This window comes from Fusibacter bizertensis, from assembly GCF_029914245.1.
Lineage (GTDB): Bacteria > Bacillota > Clostridia > Peptostreptococcales > Acidaminobacteraceae > Fusibacter_C > Fusibacter_C bizertensis.
In genome coordinates, this window is sequence record NZ_JARYZI010000004.1 from 110,980 (window position 1) to 130,611 (window position 19,632).

The following is a 19,632-nucleotide window of genomic DNA, read 5'->3' on the forward strand; positions in this document are numbered from 1 at the left end:
CATTAAGGCATCATAAAAACTGGCGCACTTCCTAGAATTTTATCTTCACTATCATATAGTTTCATCTCAATTTTATCACCTGATGTCAGTTTCTTTTTTAGTGTAATATGTTGATCATCCACAAATTCAAAACTTGTTTTTTCACCATTGACCATTACAACCATTGATTCATAAAAATGGTTCCCCACTATATCTGTTTGATTTGTTAACACAGTTGCTGAACTGATGTGAATTTCAGATAAAGCCTTATTGTAATCTACAAAATCATCAATTAGCCAGTCGCTAGTGCCTACTCCTTCTTTTAAATCATCATAAATTGATAAATAAAGTGCTTTTGTGTTCATAAACTCCGCAGTATCAGATGAGAGTTTATCTCCTTTTACATCATAACCAAAATTTCTAAAGTATAATGGCATACTCTCTCTTGCCATGTAGAGTGCTTTAAGATAATCTGGCATATCAAGACCTGCTTCTTTCAACAAATACGAAGTTAAGTAAGAAGCGTTCATTGTAGGTGTCTTAACTGAGGTATCATCATAATTTTTCCACATCACATATGGGATCGCCATCATTCGAAGGTCTACTTGGAGCGACGCATTATCTTCATCGCCTACATAATCAACATCTCTATAAGCCTGATAATCTTCACCTAGCATCGGCAAGTGATCACCATAAAACACAAGAATTGTCGGTTCTCCACATTCTCTAAGATAGTCCACTAGATTTTCAAGTGCTAAATCCGAAAGGTAAAGACCTTGTACATAATTATGAAGGAAATAGCGGCTAGAATCAGACATTTTTGAGTTAATATCGATATCAAACTCATCCGCAGCAAATCTAAGATTTCCATATGGTCCATGATTTTGCATTGTGACTGTAAAATTAAAAAGCGGCTTGTCAGTTGTCTCTACTGCCTTAATAATTTGATCTGTTGCATACTGATCTGAAGCAAAGTCCCCAACTTTATCAATGTTATTCATAAACTCAATGGTTTTAAATGCATTGAATCCAAGATATTTATATACTTCTAAGCGGTTGTAGTACCATGACATATAAGGATGAATTCCAACAGATTCATAGCCTTGTTTTCTTAAAATTGAAGCCAATGATACTGTGGAACTCTTAATCTCATTGGGATAAACCATATACCAATCATTAGAATAATTTTTGAGCGTCATGCCAGTTAATATCTCAAACTCCGTATTAGAAGTACCACCACCTACAACTGGGACATAAAGTTCACCATAGTGGCTTTCTTCTCGTAAAGATTCAAAAAATGAAATCGGATTCTTAGACATTTTTATACCAAGTTTATTGATGTCCCAAAAAGCTTCACTTTGAATGATAATGATATTGGGCTTAACAGCATCTTCTACAGAATCAGCTGGATTTTGTGTGTTATACTCTTGCACATATTTTGTGAACAGATTGTCAGCAGCTTCAAGCTGTGCTTCATCAACGACAACCGAGGCTGCTCTCGTATTATTGGACAAAGAATATAAAAAGCCACTCTTGGAAATATCAATATCAGCTGAGTTTACATTTTGACCAACGATCAACAAAATTAATGATACCATCATCACTGTCGCCGAAAGTAACCTATGCTTATGAAGAGAATTGCTTTTAAAGAATTTAAACAAGAAAAAGCTAATAGCTGCAAGTACAAGAGCACCAATCACTACCATCAGTAGTGTCTTTGCGTTCACCAGTTGAGGCATCAAAACCCAAACTTCTTTCACAAGAAAAAAGTCTTCATACAGCAGCGGGACATTTCTAAGTGCATACTTACCTATATTCACAAAGCTTAGAATCGTTGCTACTGTACCAACAAAAATCGTTACCCATACAATCCTTTTGGTAATAATCAGAAGTAAGCTTGAGACCATAACCAACATTGCAAGGTTAAGTAAAAATAGAAAAGGAGACTGTGCAACCCAAGTCAGAGTGCCAACTAAGCTCTTTCTAAAAACTGCTTCAGTGCCAATAATGATAAACACATAAATCATTATCATCTTCAAAAATGGAATTGCATTTGTCCGCCAAGATTCTAAAAAATCTATCTTTTTTTTATTATATTTATTCAAAATCTGCTCCTCTCAACTGCGCTACATGGGCAAGGTACTCTGTCATATTGTATTTTCTTATTAAGCCTTTGTCGTTCATATACCGGATTTTACCAAAGATGGCTCTCTCTCTCCACGGCCTATCGTGTTTTCCAAAACACCATGCAATTCCAGCATAACCGTTGGGGTCTCTTCCATCTAAAGAATACTTATCATTTAAGTATCGCATCCATTCATATGCCTTCTCTGGGTGGTTTGTCCATTCGATTATCTTTTTTCCCCAGTACATACGCATCGTATTATGCATATGACCACTTAGCACCATTTCTAGTTGTGCTGCGTTCCAATAAGGGTCATGTGTTTTTCCAGATTCTAGTGTTGAAAGATTATATAGGTATTCTCTTGTATCTGATGCATGGGCCATCAACGACTCATAAGCCCAGCTAGGCAGTGTCTCTTTTAGTGTTAATCTATTGTCTCCTGAAAAGTAGATATAATTATAAGCAAGTTCCCGTCTTACAACAAGTTGCTCTACAAATGCTTTTGATTTATTTTCAACTCTACTGAGTATTGTTACTGGTGCGATTTGGCCAAAATGCAAATATGGGCTCAGTTTTGAAGTGCCAAAACTCCCAGGATCAGATTGTTTGTTTTCATATAGTGCCAATCCATCTTCAACAAAAGCTTCTAGTTTATTAATTGCTTGCGAAGTGCCACCATAAAATCCAGTTATCTTAGGAAGACTTTCTAAATGACTAAGATGTTCAGCCATAAACGCTACAGGGTTATCAATTTCGAGGCTATTAGCCATATCCAAGTCTTGAAATGATACAAAAGCGATATGGGGCAGTCTCTCTTCACAGCGCTCATTAAATTGATCTATCAATCGCATAATAGAAGGTCTTATGGCGTAAGCTGCATAAGCTTCCTTCTGATAAGCAGTTTCAACTGGTACGACTAAATTTGTATCAATTTCATAAGCATCACAGCCAAATGCTGCTGTAACTTCAGCTCTAATCTCTCGTTCGTAAGTACCATATCCCTTATCCATAATCAAAACTTTTGTGCTTTTCTCAAGCTTTAACAATTGCTCCAAAAGCTGACCCTTCTGTAAATAAAAACCTATACCTCTCGCCTTAAGTGCTTTGCTTACTTCAAGTAGACCTTCTAACATAAAGAGAAAATGACGTGCGTTAGCACTGGGAAAATCGGGTATTATTACAAAAGCTACTATTAGAGGTACATTTAGCTCATTGGCTTTTAATATAGCAAATTCAAGGGCATGGTTGTCAAGCACTCTCTGAGCACCTTGCATCCAATAGACTATAAACTTTCCCTCTTGATTTACGCCATTTTTATGTAAATATTGAATTCTTTCATTAGAGATCATTGTATTGTCTTCCTTTTAAAATGAATGTGGTAACACTCCCATTAAAGTGCTACAATAATATGGGTGTTTTATACGACAATATCAGTTGCAAGATTAGCGTTCATATACGAACCAATTATAACAACATTGGCTGTTATTATCAACAGATGCTTTGTTAACGTTATATTTCAACTTGCAAAGGGGGAAAGATGAATCAATTTCGACCTAAGTTTTTTACAACCATTAAAAATTATACAAAACAACAGTTTCTTAGTGATTTTACAGCAGGTATTATCGTTGCAATAATCGCTTTACCACTTTCCATTGCACTTGCTATAGCATCAGGTGTAAGCCCCGAAAAAGGACTACATACTGCTATTATTGCTGGTTTCTTAATCTCATTCCTTGGAGGTAGCCGTGTTCAAATAGGTGGACCTACAGGCGCTTTTATGGTCATCGTCTATGGAATCGTTGTGAAATACGGTGTTGATGGCCTTATTATGGCGACGATGATGGGTGGTGCAATGATGATTCTGATGGGTCTATTTAGACTTGGTAGTGTCATCAAATATATTCCTCATCCTATAACAACAGGATTTACAAGTGGTATTGCAGTTACAATTTTCTCATCCCAAGTAAAAGATTTTCTGGGACTTCGTATAGAATCTGTCCCTGCAGAATTCATTGGCAAATGGGAAGCCTACATGAGCGCTATAAATACGACGCATTTATATACATTATTAATTGGTATAATTGCTCTATTAATTATAGTTTTTTGGCCAAAAGATAAAATTAAGATTCCCGGATCACTAGTTGCCTTAATTGTCACAACTTTGATCGTCCAAATATCCGGTATAGATGTGATGACTATTGGTTCAAAATTTGGCGAGTTATCTTCAGCTCTCCCAATGCCACATATACCCGCTTTCAGCCTTGAAAAAGTCAAAGTATTAATTGGACCTGCATTTACTATTGCACTTCTGGGATCTATTGAATCTCTACTCTCAGCAGTAGTAGCTGATGGGATGATCGGTGGGAGACACAGATCAAATACAGAGTTAATTGCTCAAGGAATCGCCAACATGACTTCTGGTCTTTTCGGTGGAATACCAGCAACTGGCGCAATTGCTCGAACAGTTGCCAATATCAAAAACGGTGGTCGTACACCAGTAGCAGGCATGGTACATGCTTTAGCATTATTACTCATTATGCTTGTTTTTATGCCACTTGCTAAGTTGATTCCGCTTTCGGCACTTGCAGCAATTCTCATTGTTGTTGCATATAATATGAGTGAATGGCGTGAATTTATTGGTCTTCTAAAATCACCCAAAAGTGATGTCCTCGTGTTACTCATGACTTTCTTCATCACTGTATTAGTTGACTTAGTTGCTGCAATAGAGATTGGTATGGTACTTGCTGCGTTACTTTTCATGAAACGTATGGCTGATGTAACTGAAATCACGGAACTTACTAGAGATAATGCTGAAGAAGACGATAGTTTTACCCCCTCATTTGACCGCTCTTTGTTACAAAGACTTCCTGCAAGAATTCAAGTTTATGAAGTCAATGGTCCGTTTTTTTTCGGTGCAGCTGATAAATTCTTAGAAGTTATAAATGAAGTAGATGGAAAAACTCAGACTTTGATATTAAGACTTAGAAACGTTCCTGCTATGGACGCAACAGCAGTGCATGCACTTAAACGCTTTATCTCAACCTGTAAAAAACACAAAATTAAAATTGTCTTTTCTGGATTAAAAAATCAACCTCGCGAAGTTCTTGCAAAAGCTGGAATAATCGAGCTCATTGGTGAGGAACATATATTTGAAAATTTTGAGGATGCATTGCTCTTTGCTGAATCAATTCATTCGCATCAAATAATTGCTCAGTAGAGTAAAAAAAGGAGTACAAATGTACGAGATTAAATTACATGAAAAACACGTAGAAAAATTTAAAAAACAATACCCATTAATTTTTAAAGAAGGAATCATTGGTTACCAGCTTCTTGAAGCTGAAAATCTTGCTGAGGGATCACTGCTCAAACTGGTTGATGAACGCGGAAAATATGTTGCTACAGGATATCTAGGTCATCAAAACAAAGGACTTGGATGGGTGCTTTCAAGAAACGAAAAAGAAAAAATTGATTTAGTTTTCTTTCAACGCAAAATTTATCAAAGCATAGAGAAGAGGTTAGGACTATATAACAATCCCAAAACCAATGCTTTTAGAGTATTTAATGGTGAAGGCGATGGCATCGGTGGATTAACAATTGATTTTTATAATGGTTATTATCTCATCAACTGGTATAGTGAAGGCATCTATCACTATAAACCACTTATCGTTGAAGCACTAAAAAAATCAGTAGAGTTTGATGGAATTTATGAAAAGTTACGATTTGAAAATGCGGTGTCTGAACATGAAGATGGCTTCATTACAGGAAAAGAAGCAGAGTTTCCACTTGTTGTAAAAGAAAATGGCGTTAATTTATCTGTATTCTTTAATGAAGGTGCTATGGTCGGCGTTTTTCTCGATCAAAGAGAAGTTAGAAAATCAATTCGCAACAACTATTCAAGAGGTAAAACTGTACTCAATACATTTTCATATACTGGTGCGTTTTCAGTTTTTGCTGCCATAGGCGGTGCTAAAAGTGTTACAAGTGTTGACCTTGCAAATAGAAGCCTTGAACATACTCAGACAAACTTCAAGCTCAATCAACTACCGCTTGAACCTCATCATATCTTAGTTGAAGACGTTTTTCATTATTTTAAATTTGCACATAAAAAAGGTTTGTTCTTTGATTTGGTAATTTTAGATCCACCTAGTTACGCAAAATCTAAGGATTTCACTTTTAGTGCTGAAAAAGATTATCCAGAATTGCTTGCAGATGCTATCCGTATCACAAAAAAAGGTGGTATTATTATAGCTTCAAATAACTCTAGTACAATCTCGCTTGATAAGTTTAAGCAACTCATTGGAAGAGGGTTTAATGCTGCTGGAGAAAGATTTGAAATAATCGAAACTCATCAGCTACCTAAAGATTTTAGATCACATCATCTTTATGAAGAAAGCAATTATTTAAAAGTTGTTTTCTTAAGAGTCGTAAAATAACTTCTAAATGAATTAAAAAATCTAGCCCTCGCTACGTTTCAAACGTATGCATATAGGCTAGATTTTATTTTTTAATAGTGTATTCCATTTTCATAGTATGCACTTGGCTCTAGTTCATGGAAATAAACACAAACATCAGTATAGCCAAGGTCAAGTATTTGTCCAGTGATTAGTTTAGCGACTTCATCACGTTGTTCACGTGACCTCTTAAACCAGTTCACGGTTACAAAAGGATAACCACCTGTATTTTCAACACCTTGAGAGATAAAAATAGTTGGTGTCCACTCCACTGTAAAATGATCTACTGGGCAGTTGACGATATTTGAAATCTCTTTTACTATCAATTTGTCTACACGTTTAACATCTTCCATATCGATGCCTTTAAAAATAATATGCGGCATAACTCCTCCAACGCTCTATTTGAATGACTAAGGTGCTTTTCATGTGAAAAGTTTATCATAAGCGAGGTGCTTGGTCAATCTACAACCTGATAATTGACTTAACAATTCTATTTCTTTCCTTAGCTAATTATACTAAAATAGAAATATAGAATTAAACACTGATCCTGTTAAAGCAGAAAGGAATAACATGAATAAAAAAATCAGCATAATTTTCATGCTCATGGTGGTATTGACTATAATTTCTTCTTGCTCTACTACTTTTGAAGAAGTTGATACACCCATTAGACCAGAAGCATCACCCTCAAAAAACGATGATAAAAATCCAGAAATTGGTGTCCAATCTGTTATTGAAGAAGAAGATTATCAGATAATTGCTGTCCATTTTCCTGTTACAGGATATAATAAAGTCGATAATGCACTAAATGCTTTTGCTTCAAACCGCATAGAACTTTTCAAACAAGAGACTGCAGATACTTATCTTAGTAATGAGGAAAACTGGCCATTTGAACTTCAAATTGAATATGAAATTGTTTATGAGACATCCAGACATCTGTCGTTACTTTTTAAAGAAACTAAATACTTAGGTGGTGCACAATCCTTATCGACGATTTATACCTTTAATTTCAACTTGGAACAAGGACGCGAGTTAGCACTTAAGGATCTGTTTAAAGGTTCCTCTGCATATCTCGAAATTTTGTCTCAATTTGTTTTTGATCAATTGATCAATGAAAATGCGCTTAATATTGCACTTGACGAAGATTGGGTAGTAAAAGGAAGTTCTCCTCTAGAGTCAAATTTCAAACATTTTCTATTTACCAATGATGGAATCATCATACTGTTTGAAAAATACCAAATTGGCCCCGCCTTTATCGGTGAACCTAGGTTGGAAATTCCTTTCGACGTTTTTACAGCACATATTGAGTTAAAAGAAACAATAGAAGATATAGAAACAAACACCACAGATCCATCAAACCTTGAATCAACAACTGAAGAATATGCAATTTCGCCTGTGACAACTGAAGCAAATCAAGCCCAAGAGACCACTTCCTCTGAAGAAGATGATATAACAGTCGTTGTCGGTAGAAAGAAAATTGCCATTACTTTTGAAGATGGTCCCGATCCAGTCTATACACCTCTTATACTTGATACTCTCAAGTCTAGAAGCAAAGTAGCAACTTTTTTCTTACTTGGGATTCGGGTAAATGATAATATGGAGATCTCAAAACGCATATATGATGAAGGCCATCTTATTGGTAATCATTCATGGAGTCATCCGCAGTTGACACGCTTATCCAATGAAGATTTAATTATACAAATGGATAAAACACAAAATATTATCAGTCAGGCGACAGGTTATTTCCCCTTCCTTTATAGACCTTCTTATGGTATCTATAATGAGAATGTAATCAGCAATATACAGATGCCTGCAATATTATGGTCAATTGATCCAAATGACTTAAAATACAAGGACTCAGCATATCTTACAAACTATATCCTCGATCATGCTTTTGATGGTGCAATTATTGTACTTCACGATACAAATGCTTCAACTACTCAGGCCCTCAGCGCTATCTTAGATGGGCTAACTGCCGACGGTTATGATATCGTTACAGTAGATGAACTCCTTAATCTAAGACGTGAAAACCAATCAGATAATGTGAGAATCTACTCTCAAGCACTAGAAAACTAAGCATATAAAAAGAGCTACCTCAAAATGACATTTACTCTATCATTTGAGGTAGCTCTATTATTTTGTAATTAATTATTGCTGTGGTGGTTTAGAAGTTTTAACGCGTTTTTTTTCACGATCTTTGTTTTCATATCTTCCGCCATCACGACTGCCTTCACGTCCACCCTCTTTATAAGAAGATGATTTTCTTTTAGCATAACTATCATGTCCCGCAGGTTTAGATGTCTTTACTTTGCTTTTTGAATCTTTCGCAGGCTCAATAGAAATTGGTTTGCCTTTGATCATTCTTTTATCCATTCTTTCCATAACGCGTTGCGCTTGGCTCTCAGGAATCTCTACAAAAGTAAAACTATCATATATATCGACTGAACCAATCAATTTACCTTCAATACCCGCTTCATTAGCAATTGCACCTACGATATCTCTTGGCTTAACATTGTTGTTATTGCCCACGTTGATATGCATACGTACCATTCCTTGACTTGTTCTCTTTGGTTTACCCGATCTTGCGCGATCGCCACCATTTCTATCTCCACGATCGTTTCTATCTCTAGAAGCCATCTTAGAATTATCAACAGAGTCGATTTCTTTAACATTCTCCATTTCAAGTTCCATTTGGAAAAGTGCTGCTGCAACTTCAGTAGCAGTATATGAGGCATCAGTAAATTCCTCGATAATGTCAATATATTTACGATCAACGCCAGTTTCTATGCGTTCTTTAATTTTAGTTAAGAAAAGTTCGCGCTTCATTGCTTCAAGGTCACTGATCTTTGGAACTGGATGTGGTTTGATATCAGACTTAGTGTATCTCATGATACTTCTAAGTAAGTGGAAATCTCTTGATGTGATAAATGTAAATGAGATGCCATCTTTACCAGCTCTACCTGTTCTACCAATACGGTGTACATAATACTCTTCATGTGAAGGCATATCATAGTTAAATACTGCCTCTACACTATCAATATCAAGTCCTCTAGCAGCAACGTCAGTTGCAATAAGGATCTCAATATCACCACGTTTGAACTTGTTAATAACATTCATTCTAAGTGTTTGCTTCATGTCTCCGTGGATTTTATCACACATATAACCACGCGCTTGTAGCATATCAGTAACTTCATCAACTCTTTTCTTCGTATTACAGAAAACAATTGAAAGTTTGTAATTGTAAATGTCAATCAAACGCGTCAAGATTTCCATTTTATCGCGATCTTTCATTTCCAAATATACTTGCTTAATATTTGGAGTTGTCAGTTCAGTATGTGTAACTTTTAAAATTTCAGGATTTCTTTGGTACTTATTGATGATGTTTAGGATTTCTTTAGGCATTGTCGCAGAGAATAAAAGAGTCTGAATCTCGTGATCCACTTCATTCATTACGAGCTCAATATCTTCTCTAAAACCCATATTAAGCATTTCATCAGCTTCATCCAATATCAACATTTGAAGATTGCCTAGTTTAAGTGTGCGTCTTCTAAGATGATCTAGAACACGTCCAGGAGTTCCGATGATCACTTGTGCACCTGATCTTAAGCCTCTGATTTGTCTTTCGATGTCCTGGCCACCAAATATAGGAAGGATGTGTAATCCTTTCATATATTTACCAATACGATTAACCTCTTCTGAAATTTGAACTGCAAGTTCTCTTGTTGGACACAAGACAAGTGCCTGAACATTTTTAGAAGACAAATCAATTTTCTCTAACATTGGTATTGCAAATGCTGCCGTTTTTCCCGTACCTGTTTGCGCCTGTCCCACAAGGTCTTTTCCTGCAAATGCTACAGGGATCGCCATTGCTTGTATAGGCGTTGTTTCCTCAAAGCCCATATCTTCAACAGCTCTCAAGATTTCTCTCGAGCAGTTTAACTCACTAAATTGAATTTTTTCCATTAATAATTCCTTTCATATATATCTCTTAACAAGACTGGGAATTCTTCCCCGAAATCTCTTGTATAGTACGATATTTGTCTTTCAAACACTTCATTATATCACAGAAGTACTTGATTACCTATTATTATTTATTTTTTAATATAATAGGCACATTTTAGAGCATTTTATAGTAGATGAGGTCATCAATATAACCACCTGATATTTCATCGTATTCATGCATCATAACACGACCACTCATCTGAAAGCCACACTTTTCTATTGTTGCGATAGAAGCTGTATTCCATGAGTATATATACGTTCTTGCAATCAATATACCTTCAGACTTTAATTTATCAAGTACTTTTAACGTTAGCTCACTTGCTAAACTTTGTTTTCTATAGTTTGGATGAACTGCTGCAGCCAGGTAAGCACTATGTGCTTTATTGCCTTTACCACGTGTGCTTTTCAGCATTGCAGTTAAGTGATCTTCTGCATCATAAATACCATATAGAGAAATACTCTCATCTTTAAACCAAAGCTCTAAATCATCAATAGAGATAATATCTGTAAAACTCATTCTAGCATTTTCATCTCGTAATAATGAACATAGCTCATATATTTCTTCAGCATCTTGACGTGTTAATTTTTTCATTTACAACCACCTTTCGATTAAATACAAATATTACGCTATACGAAAAATTCATTTAAGTCAAAAAAATGTTCTAAAAGTAATGCGGTTCTTATACTCACATCCTCTGTGGACAAAAGTTTAATTGCCATCTCTTTATCCACAAAAACAACTTGGACATCTTCGTCAACACTCAACTGTTCATCATTTGGCTCTCCATGAAAATAACCATAAGCCACTTCAACTCTTTCATTGGAAAGTCCAACTGAAGAATATCTTGGAGGAGAACTCTTAACAAACTCAAAATGCATCCCTGTCTCTTCTAAGAATTCTCTTGTACTAGTTTGTTCGATTGTTTCACCTGGATCAGTTAAACCAGCTGGCACCATATAAATATACTTACCAGCAGATACCCTGTACTCTCTTATCATTACAACATGAGTCTTTTGGCGATTTGTTGCGAAAATCATAGCACCATCGCTAAAAATTTGATTGTCATATAATTCTTTTTTTAATCGATCCAATCCTTGTCTTGAGACAAGCTCCCATTTTTTTTCAGCTCCAACTCTGTTGGTATAAGTGATTTCAAATGCATTTAAATATTTTAATTCATTAATTTTAGCAACATTTTTAATGGTCAATTTACTTTTCATTGGCTACCTCTTTAATTTTTTTTGCTATTTTCTATCTTTTTATTATATAATATCAAAGGATAATTGAAAGCTAAAGCACGATTCTTCGTGTAAAGATAGAAAGGATTTATCATGAGTATCTTAACAGTAAAAAACCTGAGTCACGGATTTGGTGACAGAGCTATTTTTAACAATGTATCTTTTAGACTTTTAAAAGGCGAACATATCGGTTTGATTGGCGCGAACGGCGAAGGTAAGTCAACCTTCATGAATATCATTACACACAAGTTAGAGCCAGACGAAGGCAACATTGAATGGTCTAAGCGTGTGCGTGTTGGTTATCTAGATCAACATACTGCACTTGAAAAAGGAACTTCTATAAAATCAGTTCTCGATAGTGCTTTTAAGTACCTATTTGATATGGAAACTGAAATGAACGATATGTATATGCGCATGGGGGAAGTCTCTCCAGAAGAACTTGATGTGATGATGGAAGACGTCGGAACAATTCAAGATATACTCAATCACAACGATTTTTATATCACTGATTCTAAAGTTAATGAAGTGGCAAGAGGACTTGGTCTACTAGACGTTGGTCTCGATAAACCTGTTGATAGTTTAAGTGGTGGGCAGCGTACAAAAGTTTTACTGGCTAAGTTATTACTTGAAAAACCAGATATTCTTCTTTTAGATGAGCCTACTAACTATTTGGATGAAGAACATATTGAATGGTTAAAAAAATACCTCAACGACTATGAAAATGCTTTTATCCTCATATCGCATGATATCCCATTTTTAAATAGTGTAGTCAACCTCATCTACCACATGGATAACAAAGAACTCAACCGCTATGTTGGTGATTATGATAACTTTATGCGAGTTTACGAAGCAAAGAAAAAACAAGTTGAATCTGCTTATAAGCAACAACAACAAGAAATTTCTGATCTAGAAGATTTTGTTAATAGAAATAAGGCAAGAGTAGCTACAAGAAATATGGCGATGTCTAGACAAAAGAAACTTGATAAAATGGACCGTATTGAGCTTGCTAGAGAAAAACCCAAACCAGAATTTAACTTTAAACTCGCTAGAACTTCTGGGAAGCTAATCTTTCAAACAAATGACCTTGTAATAGGCTATAACGAACCGCTTTGTAGGCCACTCAATTTAAAACTTGAACGTGGTCAAAAAATCGCAATTACTGGTGCCAATGGACTTGGTAAAACAACTCTATTAAGAAGTGTTCTAGGTGAGATTCAAAGTATTGAGGGTTCTGTAGATACAGGTGAATTTTTACACATTGGTTATTTTGAGCAGGAAATAAAAGAAGCTAACTATAACACTTGTATTGAAGAAGTTTGGAAAGAATTTCCTTCCTATACACAGTATGAAATTCGCGCTGCACTTGCAAAATGTGGTCTTACCACACAACACATCGAAAGTAAAATCGTCGTACTAAGCGGCGGAGAGCAAGCCAAGGTTAGACTTTGTAAACTCCTCAACAACGAAACAAATTTCTTAGTTCTAGATGAGCCAACAAATCATCTCGATGTGGATGCCAAAGAAGAACTCAAACGTGCACTTATTGCGTATAAAGGTACAATTTTACTCATTAGCCATGAACCAGAATTCTATAGAGATATTGTGACAGATGTCTGGAATCTTGAACAGTGGACAACTAAAATCGTATAATCTTAAATTATATGTTAAGCTCAATAAAAACGAGTGAATCAATCCTAAAAGTGTTTGATTCACTCGTTTATTCATTTTAAATAAAATAGATTTTAGACCTTAAATCTACCAATGATTTTTGTCATGTCATCAGCAATTTTTTTGACTTCAGTAGAGTTGTCTTGAATCCCTCTCATTAGTTCTGCTTGCGTATCCATTGTAGCGGCGATTTCTTCAGCAGCCGCTGCGTTCTCTTCAGTAACAGCAGATATGCCATGGATAGATTCAGTAGCATTGTCTTTGTTCAGGTTAACATTTTGGATATTATTACTAATTGAATCAAGCTGCATCAAAGTATCACTTATTGATTTTTCAATTGCTTCAAATGCCATCTCCACATTTCCAAGCACGCTTGCCGATACTTTAACAGCTTCATTTGACGAACTCATGTTTTGTTCTGTTTCCTCTATTTCAGATAAAATCTCACGTATGATCGTATCAATCTGTGTCGTTGATTTAGATGTTTCTTCTGCAAGCTTCCTAATTTCATCTGCAACTACAGCAAATCCTCTTCCTGCTTCACCTGCTCTAGCCGCTTCGATCGCTGCGTTAAGTGCTAATAGATTGGTTTGCTCAGCAATCTGTTGAATCGTATTGGTAATCTGTACAATTGAGGAAGATTTAATAGTAAGTGTTCCAACATTTTCACTTAATAGATCATTTGCTTTTGATGTCATTTGGAATTTTACATTAAGATCGCTTAGTTGCTTAACGCCTTCAATATTGCTATCCGAGACTGCATTGGTAAAGAGCTTGAGTTTTGCTGCACTTGATACAGTTTCTTCAATATCTTTTGCAAGTGCTTCCATTTTCTCTGAGGCAACCATGGCATCTTGTGCTTGCGAAGTCGCTCCTGAAGCAAAATCCCCAACCGTTTGAGTAACTGCATCTATGCCCTCTCTCCCATACTCAACTACTCTTCGAAGTTCATCTGAAGAATTTTCAAGTTGAACTGAGTCTTGCTGCATCTCTTCAATTAAATCCCTAAGGACATTTCTTAGATTCGCAACAGCTTTTGCAATTACACCAGTTTCGTCTTTGTTTTTAAGCAAATAATCATAGATGTCATCATTTTTAATGTCCAAATTAGAAGTCTTATTGAGAATCTCTGAAAGCTTCAAAATTGGTTTTGACAAGGCACTACCAAATATAAATGCAAAAAATATACCTAAGATAAGTGTTATCACTATTGCGCCCACCAAGACAATAGATGCAGTAAAGATTTCTGATTGCATCTGTTCTTTTTCCGCTGCTATAGTTGCATCAATATCATCAATATAATTTCCAGTACCAATCATCCAACCAAAAGGCTCATAAAGTTTTACAAAAGCACGCTTTGGCAATGCTTCAGTTTCATTTGGTTTTGGAAAATAATAATTATAATAGCCTTCTCCATCTTTGTTAATCAGTTCAATAAACCCTTGTAAGATCTTGTTGCCTTTTGTATCTGTTAATCCGATGCGACTTGTCCCCTCAACCTCTGAATTTCCAAGCAAAACGACATTCACACCATCAGTGGTATCGGCCCAAAAATAACCTGAACTCCCATACTTGGCATTCCTAATCACATCCGCAGCAATCAATTCAGCTTCTGATTGCGTTATGATGCCTTTATCTTTCTGGTTCATAATCCCATCAAGTTCACTTATGATGATCTCCACTTGATGCTTGATGTTAACATCATATCCTTCTCTTAATTGTTTCTCCATCTGATCAATTCGATCAGAGTTAGTAGTGTAGATCATATACTGTGAGACTACTCCTAAGATAAGTGCTGTCACCAAAACACTCCCAATTACCAGTAATACAATTTTACTTTTGATACTCTTCATTGCTTACCCCCTAGGAAACCATGGAAAAAATTTGTTTGTTCTTTGTGCATATGCTTTAAACCCCGTCCTGCCTTCCATTGCTTTTTCAAGCATTGGAACACCAGAAACAAATAGCAGTAAAAGTGTAATGATGATCGGGCTAAAAATCGAATACCATGTCACCCCTGTTGATAGCGCCAAAATAAATATTCCCCACCACATTGTCGCTTCTCCAAAATAATTTGGATGACGTGTATACTGCCATAAGCCAGTAGTCATTAATTTACCTTTATTTCCAGGATCCTTTTTAAATGCACGCAGTTGTGCATCGCCCACTACTTCAAAAAAGTACCCTATTCCCCAGACTATAACCCCTATAAATGTTAAACCATTAAATGATTGATCTAATTTTTCATGAATTAACACAATTGGGTATGCAATAGATAACATCAGTGCACCTTGAAGTAAATATACTTGAAAAAATGCCCTTATTACAACAAACTTTCCCCATTCTTCACGCCAATTTGCATATCTAAAATCTTCTGGCTTACCAAAGTTGCGTCTCATAATATGGTAAAAAAGTCTTCCACCCCAAAGTGAAACCAATAAGACAGTGATTAAAGAAACTATGCCAAAGTTTTGCAACCTAACCAGTGAATAAATGGCAATAAGGACAAAGCCAAGCCCCCAAGCTTGATCTACTATACTATTATTTTTCAAAATGGTGCCCATAATAAAGAAAACCATAAAATATGCTAAAACAACCAATCCAACTTCTAATAACATAACTACTCCTTCCTTGTGAATGCAATTGCAACAGAACCAATTCCTGCGTGTATTGCTGTTATTGCTGAGATTTCTGTGGTAATCACTGGTGGAAATCCAATTAGCTCTTCAAACTGTACTTTATATGCATTCGCAAGTTCTGGATTATTTGAGTGTACAATTGAATACTGAGATATGCCTCCCTGTTTCATGATCTTTTTGACACGTCTATAGATCTTCATGTCTGCAGCTTTTCTTGAAAATGCCAGTCCAGAAGCGATGCCATTTCCCTCTAAACTTAGTGACATAATCGGTTTTGCTCTTAGCATGACAAAAATGCGACCTATTCTATAAGGTACTCTGCCACTTTTAACTGCATATTTAAAAGTATCCAAACTTACCAAGATTTTCGTTTTAGAAATATCATCAGTTGCACGGTTAATAATCTCATCAACACGCATACCCGCATTTGCCATCTGCGCAGCTTTAAGAACAATTAAGCCCTGAGCACCAGAATTTAATTTCGTATCCACTAAGTGAATCCTATGTTTATCTTCTGCAAATGACTCAATTGCCTTTTCATAACTGGTATATGTACCACTTAAGGCTTTAGCAACACTAAAAATTATCACATGTTCGTACTGTCCCAATAGCCATTCAAGCTTAGAGCTTATAAAACGCACTTCAGCCTGAGAGCTTGTAGGATATGTTTTGCTCTGATTGAGTATGCTCGACAAATTATCTTTAGTTGCAGTGAGTTTATCTAGATAAGTACTTTCATCTGCGATTAACGCAAGCGGAATCATATGAATCTGTTCAGATAAAAGTTGTTGGTCTTCTATGTCTGCAATTGAATCTGTCAGTATCCCTATGTTAGATTTCGCGCCCTTCTCCACCTGTACTTGTAAGAGCATATCATCTACTTTTGATTTATATACTTTATAGCCAGCATCAGCAAATAATTTAGTGATTAAATCAGGGCGATCAGTATGAACGTGTATCTTAACCAATCTTTCATTTCCGGTAACAATTAAAGAATCACCAATACCATCTAGCATGGCTTCTACTTCTGATTTTACCTTTATGTCTTCTTTTAACAGAACTTCAGTACAATACCTAAATTTAAGTGATTGATGGTCTGTATAAGCCGTTTTAGCATGTGTATGCCCTATAGAGATTGATTGTACTACTTTTTCATTACCATGGATAAAATCACCGATAAATTTGCTGAATCCTTCCAAAAACATAACAAAACCTTTAGCGCCAGAATCAACAACTTTGTTCTTTTTAAGCACTTCTAACATATCAGTGGTCTCTTCCAGCGCTTGGTTTGCTTTTCTATATGCACCCTCAAAAAGATCACTAAATTTCTGGTGTGTATTGTGGTTAGTAGTAATATAATTCGACCATTCTCTTATAACCGTTAACATGGTCCCTTCAACCGGCTCAGATACAGCAGAGTAAGCCGATTCCACAGCAAGTTCAGCTCCGCGACTAAATTGTTCTAAGTCAATTGTTTTTAGGTTGATACAGGCACTTGAAAAGCCTCCTAAAAAACTAGCAAAAATAATCCCAGAGTTCCCTCTTGCATTTTCAAAAGCAATATCTGCCATAGATTGAATCACAATATCAAAATCTTCTGAAACTACAGCTTCATCGGCAATCGATCCCATTGTAAGTGCTAGATTAGTTCCAGTATCTCCATCTCGTACTGGGAAAACGTTTATTCGATTTAAATTTTCTTTATTCCTTTTAACAATATCTGCACCCGATTTGAAAATATTATAAAAGTCAACTCCGTTGAGTATAGCTTTCGACATATTTACACCCCTATTCGTAATTTTTATATAAGTAATTTATATTTACCCATAAAAATTATAATTAACTAAAAGTTTGTTACAATAAGGGAATTTATTAGATTTTATCAAAACATTTTGTTATGATGTTTTTAATATCCTGAGATAACAATCTCTTTTAGTGAAATTTTAAGGAGTTAGCCATGAAAGAATACAATATTTTTGATATTATTGGTCCGATAATGATTGGACCATCAAGTTCTCACACTGCTGGTGCTTGTCGCATCGGATATATTGCAAGAAACATCATCAAACAACCAGTGACAGAAGTAACATTTACACTTTATGGCTCATTTGCAAAGACTTATAAGGGTCACGGAACTGATGTCGCCTTGCTTGGTGGTTTTTTAGGTTTAAAACCTGATGACGAGCGAATCGTAGATGCCTTTAAAATCGCAGATACACGTTCACTTGATTATCATTTTATCACTTCAGAAGATGAAGTTTCTCACCCAAATACAGTAAAAATCACGACTAAAACAAATCGTCTCCAGACTTGGGAAATCATAGGCATTTCCATTGGTGGCGGAAAAATGATTATCTGTTCTATCAACGGAATAGACGTTCAATATACAGGGGATTACAACACTTTAGTGACACACCATAAAGATAACTCCGGAATGGTTTCAAGAATTTCGACCTTGCTATCAGAACACCGTATCAATATCGCTTTCATGAAACTTTACCGTGAAGAAAAAGGACAAAAGGCCATAGGCATCATTGAAACTGATGAAACGATAGAATTAAGTGTTCTAACTGAACTAATGCATCTTGATGGTATGATCAATGTCAATCTCATAGAGAAAATTTACGATTAGGAGGCGCCATGAAATTCAATTCAGGATTAGATATCATCCGTTTTTGCAATGAAAAAAAACAGCCACTTCACGAAATTTCACTTTCATCAGAAATTGAAAAAACTGGTCGAAGCTATGGCTACATTAGAGATTACTTGAAACATGTACTTCGTGTCATGGAAAATGCAGTTACTGCAGGCATCAATGATGATGAAAACCATATCAAAGGGAAAATTATAGGCAATGATAGTGTTTTACTAAGAAGAAGAATAGAATCTTCCAAAACAGTATGTGGTGATACTGTTGCAAAAGCTGTTGCTTATGCACTGAGCACTATGGAAGTTAATGCTTCCATGGGAAAAGTGGTCGCCTCACCAACTGCAGGATCATGTGGTGTTCTTCCAGCAGTACTTATGACGACAAAAGAGCGCTTCACATTAAGTGAAGAAAAGTTACTTGAAGGATTATTGGCAGCCAACATGATTGGGACTATCGTTGCTAGGAACGCAACTATTTCCGGAGCAGAAGGGGGATGCCAAGCTGAAGTTGGTACGGCGTCTGCTATGGCTTCAGGGGCTGTTGTCCATATGTTAGGAGGTACACCTGAGCAAGTTTTCAATGCTGCTGCCATGTGTTTTAAGAATTTACTTGGTCTCGTTTGCGATCCTATTGCTGGTCTTGTGGAAAGTCCTTGTGCCAAAAGAAACGGTATGGGGGCTGCAAATGCTTTACTATGTGCAGAAATGTCCTTAGCGGGGATCAATAGCATCATACCGTTTGACGAAGTCGTAGAAGCCATGTATCGTGTGGGTAAAGCAATGCCACCATCGCTAAGAGAAACCTCCATGGGCGGGCTAGCAACCACCAAAACGGGCATACAAATAAACACAGAACTTTTTGGTAATTGATATACAAAAGGAG

At 36.0% G+C, this 19,632-nt stretch carries 15 protein-coding genes; 6 read left to right on the forward strand and 9 right to left on the reverse strand.

Annotated elements, in window-relative coordinates:
- Positions 1-2: 2 nt before the first annotated feature.
- The gene (locus QE109_RS07450) at positions 3-2,084 is read right to left on the reverse strand and encodes an LTA synthase family protein (protein ID WP_281093809.1); all 2,082 of its coding nucleotides are present in this window, start codon (positions 2,082-2,084) and stop codon (positions 3-5) included.
- On the reverse strand, positions 2,077-3,453 hold the full coding sequence (locus tag QE109_RS07455; RefSeq protein ID WP_281093810.1) for a deoxyribodipyrimidine photo-lyase: 1,377 nt from the start codon (positions 3,451-3,453) through the stop codon (positions 2,077-2,079). The genes QE109_RS07450 and QE109_RS07455 overlap by 8 nt, the downstream gene beginning before the upstream one ends.
- Before the next feature lie 188 nt (positions 3,454-3,641).
- On the opposite strand from QE109_RS07455, the gene QE109_RS07460 reads away from it, so the two are divergent.
- Both QE109_RS07460 and QE109_RS07465 read left to right on the forward strand, forming a co-directional pair.
- On the forward strand, positions 3,642-5,321 hold the full coding sequence (locus tag QE109_RS07460; protein ID WP_281093811.1) for a SulP family inorganic anion transporter: 1,680 nt from the start codon (positions 3,642-3,644) through the stop codon (positions 5,319-5,321).
- A 19-nt stretch (positions 5,322-5,340) separates the two neighbouring features.
- The gene (locus QE109_RS07465; protein WP_281093812.1) at positions 5,341-6,537 is read left to right on the forward strand and encodes a class I SAM-dependent rRNA methyltransferase; all 1,197 of its coding nucleotides are present in this window, start codon (positions 5,341-5,343) and stop codon (positions 6,535-6,537) included.
- A gap of 71 nt (positions 6,538-6,608) precedes the next feature.
- Here QE109_RS07465 and QE109_RS07470 read toward each other — a convergent pair whose 3' ends face one another.
- A complete protein-coding gene (locus tag QE109_RS07470) occupies positions 6,609-6,938 on the reverse strand; it encodes a DUF1904 family protein (protein WP_281093813.1) in 330 nt (109 codons plus the stop codon).
- A 187-nt stretch (positions 6,939-7,125) separates the two neighbouring features.
- Here QE109_RS07470 and QE109_RS07475 point away from each other — a divergent pair, with 187 nt between their 5' ends.
- Complete coding sequence (locus QE109_RS07475) at positions 7,126-8,628, forward strand: polysaccharide deacetylase family protein (protein ID WP_281093814.1); 1,503 nt, start codon at positions 7,126-7,128, stop codon at positions 8,626-8,628.
- A gap of 72 nt (positions 8,629-8,700) precedes the next feature.
- Here QE109_RS07475 and QE109_RS07480 read toward each other — a convergent pair whose 3' ends face one another.
- The 3 genes from QE109_RS07480 to QE109_RS07490 form a co-directional block, all read right to left on the reverse strand.
- The gene (locus tag QE109_RS07480) at positions 8,701-10,515 is read right to left on the reverse strand and encodes a DEAD/DEAH box helicase (protein WP_281093815.1); all 1,815 of its coding nucleotides are present in this window, start codon (positions 10,513-10,515) and stop codon (positions 8,701-8,703) included.
- A gap of 154 nt (positions 10,516-10,669) precedes the next feature.
- Positions 10,670-11,146, reverse strand: coding sequence for a GNAT family N-acetyltransferase (locus tag QE109_RS07485; RefSeq protein WP_281093816.1), 477 nt, complete (start codon positions 11,144-11,146; stop codon positions 10,670-10,672).
- A gap of 35 nt (positions 11,147-11,181) precedes the next feature.
- The gene (locus QE109_RS07490) at positions 11,182-11,775 is read right to left on the reverse strand and encodes an NUDIX hydrolase (RefSeq protein ID WP_281093817.1); all 594 of its coding nucleotides are present in this window, start codon (positions 11,773-11,775) and stop codon (positions 11,182-11,184) included.
- 111 nt (positions 11,776-11,886) lie between these two features.
- Between QE109_RS07490 and QE109_RS07495 the strand changes: the two genes are divergently transcribed.
- Positions 11,887-13,443, forward strand: coding sequence for an ABC-F family ATP-binding cassette domain-containing protein (locus QE109_RS07495; protein WP_281093818.1), 1,557 nt, complete (start codon positions 11,887-11,889; stop codon positions 13,441-13,443).
- Between the two features lie 92 nt (positions 13,444-13,535).
- Here the strand turns inward: QE109_RS07495 and QE109_RS07500 are convergent, their stop codons facing one another.
- Genes QE109_RS07500 through QE109_RS07510 form a run of 3 tightly spaced genes read right to left on the reverse strand, consistent with a single transcriptional unit; the run spans position 13,536 to position 17,878 of the window.
- Positions 13,536-15,314 (reverse strand): methyl-accepting chemotaxis protein, encoded by a 1,779-nt coding sequence (locus QE109_RS07500; protein WP_281093819.1) that lies wholly within the window; start codon positions 15,312-15,314, stop codon positions 13,536-13,538.
- Between the two features lie 3 nt (positions 15,315-15,317).
- Complete coding sequence (locus tag QE109_RS07505) at positions 15,318-16,079, reverse strand: DUF1295 domain-containing protein (protein WP_281093820.1); 762 nt, start codon at positions 16,077-16,079, stop codon at positions 15,318-15,320.
- Positions 16,080-16,081: 2 nt separating this feature from the next.
- On the reverse strand, positions 16,082-17,878 hold the full coding sequence (locus QE109_RS07510) for a DegV family protein (RefSeq protein ID WP_281093821.1): 1,797 nt from the start codon (positions 17,876-17,878) through the stop codon (positions 16,082-16,084).
- A 179-nt stretch (positions 17,879-18,057) separates the two neighbouring features.
- Here QE109_RS07510 and sdaAB point away from each other — a divergent pair, with 179 nt between their 5' ends.
- Together sdaAB and sdaAA are read left to right on the forward strand one after the other, a co-directional pair.
- On the forward strand, positions 18,058-18,732 hold the full coding sequence (sdaAB, locus tag QE109_RS07515; protein ID WP_281093822.1) for an L-serine ammonia-lyase, iron-sulfur-dependent subunit beta: 675 nt from the start codon (positions 18,058-18,060) through the stop codon (positions 18,730-18,732).
- A gap of 8 nt (positions 18,733-18,740) precedes the next feature.
- Positions 18,741-19,619, forward strand: a complete 879-nt coding sequence (sdaAA, locus tag QE109_RS07520) for an L-serine ammonia-lyase, iron-sulfur-dependent, subunit alpha (RefSeq protein WP_281093823.1) — start codon at positions 18,741-18,743, stop codon at positions 19,617-19,619.
- The last annotated feature ends 13 nt before the right edge of the window (positions 19,620-19,632 follow it).

What these genes read in the sequence shown, in the direction of transcription:
- QE109_RS07455 (WP_281093810.1), bottom strand. Translation starts at nt 3,453, where the DNA reads ATGATCTCTAATGAAAGAATTCAATATTTACATAAAAATGGCGTAAAT.
- QE109_RS07460 (WP_281093811.1), top strand. Translation starts at nt 3,642, where the DNA reads ATGAATCAATTTCGACCTAAGTTTTTTACAACCATTAAAAATTATACA.
- QE109_RS07465 (WP_281093812.1), top strand. Translation starts at nt 5,341, where the DNA reads ATGTACGAGATTAAATTACATGAAAAACACGTAGAAAAATTTAAAAAA.
- QE109_RS07470 (WP_281093813.1), bottom strand. Translation starts at nt 6,938, where the DNA reads ATGCCGCATATTATTTTTAAAGGCATCGATATGGAAGATGTTAAACGT.
- QE109_RS07475 (WP_281093814.1), top strand. Translation starts at nt 7,126, where the DNA reads ATGAATAAAAAAATCAGCATAATTTTCATGCTCATGGTGGTATTGACT.
- QE109_RS07480 (WP_281093815.1), bottom strand. Translation starts at nt 10,515, where the DNA reads ATGGAAAAAATTCAATTTAGTGAGTTAAACTGCTCGAGAGAAATCTTG.
- QE109_RS07485 (WP_281093816.1), bottom strand. Translation starts at nt 11,146, where the DNA reads ATGAAAAAATTAACACGTCAAGATGCTGAAGAAATATATGAGCTATGT.
- QE109_RS07490 (WP_281093817.1), bottom strand. Translation starts at nt 11,775, where the DNA reads ATGAAAAGTAAATTGACCATTAAAAATGTTGCTAAAATTAATGAATTA.
- QE109_RS07495 (WP_281093818.1), top strand. Translation starts at nt 11,887, where the DNA reads ATGAGTATCTTAACAGTAAAAAACCTGAGTCACGGATTTGGTGACAGA.
- QE109_RS07500 (WP_281093819.1), bottom strand. Translation starts at nt 15,314, where the DNA reads ATGAAGAGTATCAAAAGTAAAATTGTATTACTGGTAATTGGGAGTGTT.
- QE109_RS07505 (WP_281093820.1), bottom strand. Translation starts at nt 16,079, where the DNA reads ATGTTATTAGAAGTTGGATTGGTTGTTTTAGCATATTTTATGGTTTTC.
- QE109_RS07510 (WP_281093821.1), bottom strand. Translation starts at nt 17,878, where the DNA reads ATGTCGAAAGCTATACTCAACGGAGTTGACTTTTATAATATTTTCAAA.
- sdaAB (WP_281093822.1), top strand. Translation starts at nt 18,058, where the DNA reads ATGAAAGAATACAATATTTTTGATATTATTGGTCCGATAATGATTGGA.
- sdaAA (WP_281093823.1), top strand. Translation starts at nt 18,741, where the DNA reads ATGAAATTCAATTCAGGATTAGATATCATCCGTTTTTGCAATGAAAAA.